This window comes from Rothia endophytica (assembly GCF_039543885.1).
GTDB lineage: Bacteria > Actinomycetota > Actinomycetes > Actinomycetales > Micrococcaceae > Rothia > Rothia endophytica.
Genome location: NZ_BAABKP010000015.1, coordinates 1 through 1626, shown reverse-complemented (window position 1 = coordinate 1626; position 1626 = coordinate 1). Strand labels below are relative to the sequence as shown.

The 1626-nt window shown below is 52.8% G+C and carries 2 protein-coding genes; both read left to right on the top strand.

The annotated features are described in order from the left end of the window. Positions 1-249 precede the first annotated feature (249 nt). Positions 250-1188, top strand: coding sequence for an RHS repeat-associated core domain-containing protein (locus tag ABD982_RS11195; RefSeq protein WP_345447643.1), 939 nt, complete (start codon positions 250-252; stop codon positions 1186-1188). 18 nt (positions 1189-1206) lie between these two features. Beyond that, positions 1207-1602 (top strand): hypothetical protein, encoded by a 396-nt coding sequence (locus ABD982_RS11190; protein WP_345447640.1) that lies wholly within the window; start codon positions 1207-1209, stop codon positions 1600-1602. The last annotated feature ends 24 nt before the right edge of the window (positions 1603-1626 follow it).

Below are 1626 nucleotides of genomic sequence, written 5' to 3'. Positions count from 1 at the left end.
ATACTCTCTGCCAGGATGCGGTCTTCCACGAGACGGACCACACGGTCCTTCGCCTCCTGATCAAACTTCTTCGGCATGTTCCAAATTTTCCCATCTACTCAAACGGAACAAAACCTGGGGCACTTCAGGGTGCTGGTGTCTTGTTGGGCACCAAACATCCCCTTCTTTCTTTTGCCCCGTGTGGCTGGGTAGCATCCTGACCGGTGGTAGGGGTTTTCTTCTTCTAGTTCGTTTGCCTCAGATATCGTCGTGTCTGCCTCCGCGCCTTCTTTTGCCCTGCCTGCTGCTGTTCCTGGTTTTGGGGTGACGGTTGCTGGGTCTTTGCAGGTCGCTGGCCTGGAGATCCTAGGGGTTCGTGCCTATGATGCGGCCTCTCGTGGGTTTATTTCTCCTGACCCGCTGGCCTCGCCGGTGGGTGCTGGTTGGGCTTCTAATGTGTATGCGTTTGTGGGGAATGATCCGGTGGGGTTGGTGGATCCGTGGGGTTTGTCGCCGATGACCGCTTCTGAGTTTAGGGAGTATCGGGCTGATACCCGGGACCGTGCTATGGAGCGGATTGATAAACACGCTGGAGCCATCAAGACAGGACTCATTATTGGTGGAGCCTTACTAACAGTAGCTGGGGCGCTAGTTGCTGGCCCTGCTGCGCTTATTGTTCTGGGTGCTTTAGGTGGTGCGGCTCTTGCTGCAGGCTTTTCCATTAGTAAAGATGCTAATGGTCGGGTTGACTGGGGCAAGGTTGGCAAGTCAGCTTTGATTGGTGGTCTGACTGGTGCTATTGGTGGAGGTATATCACAGGTTCTTAAGGTTGGGGGCAGCGCGGTTGCTTCTTCCTTTGGGTCTATGGGCAGGGCTGTGACGTCACGGCTAGGTTCTTCTGGTATGCGCGTTGCTAATCTTTTGGGTAACAGTTCTGGTGGGCATGCTGTGCGGTATGCTTCTGCACGAGTTGGTTCTGCTTTTTCTAGGACGGCTGCTCAGGTGCCGGGTAAGTTCACTCCAGCGGTTTCTGCTGTGGGGCGTGAGACTATTTCTGGGGCTGCTTCTGGTGCTTTTTCTAATACTGCTAACTATCTGTCATCGGATGTGGATCATACGGTCTCAGGTGCGGTGTCTTCGTTGACTAATGGCGCTTTGTGGGGTGGTGGGTCTGCTGGTGTTGCCTCTAGGGTGAAGGCTAATCAGTAGGTTCCTGGGTTTGCTCCGGTGGAGAAGTTGGCTGAGACTAGTGTGGTGAGGAATGGTGCTGTTAACCTGATCTCTGATTCTACGACTGGTGGGTTTAGTGCTGCTGGTACATATTTGAGTGCGCCTCCGGAACGTTATGGAGATAAAACCTTGAAAGCTGCTGGCGATGAATTTATTAAAGGTGTGACTTTAGGCTCTATAAAAAGCACTTCGAAGTCTGGTGCTCCTGCTGTTAAGGAAGGTGGCTTGAAGGCTGTTGATTTTGCCGTCTCACTGGTGCGGGATATTCAAAATATTAGCCGTTTGTTAAATGAGGCTTATTCAAAAGTCCCACCCCCAGCCAAAAACACCAACCCCCGCACCACCGCAAACACCCGCCCATACAACCCCAACGGCCGCCTAAACCCCGTATGAAGAATCCGCCAAGTCTTGATGTGA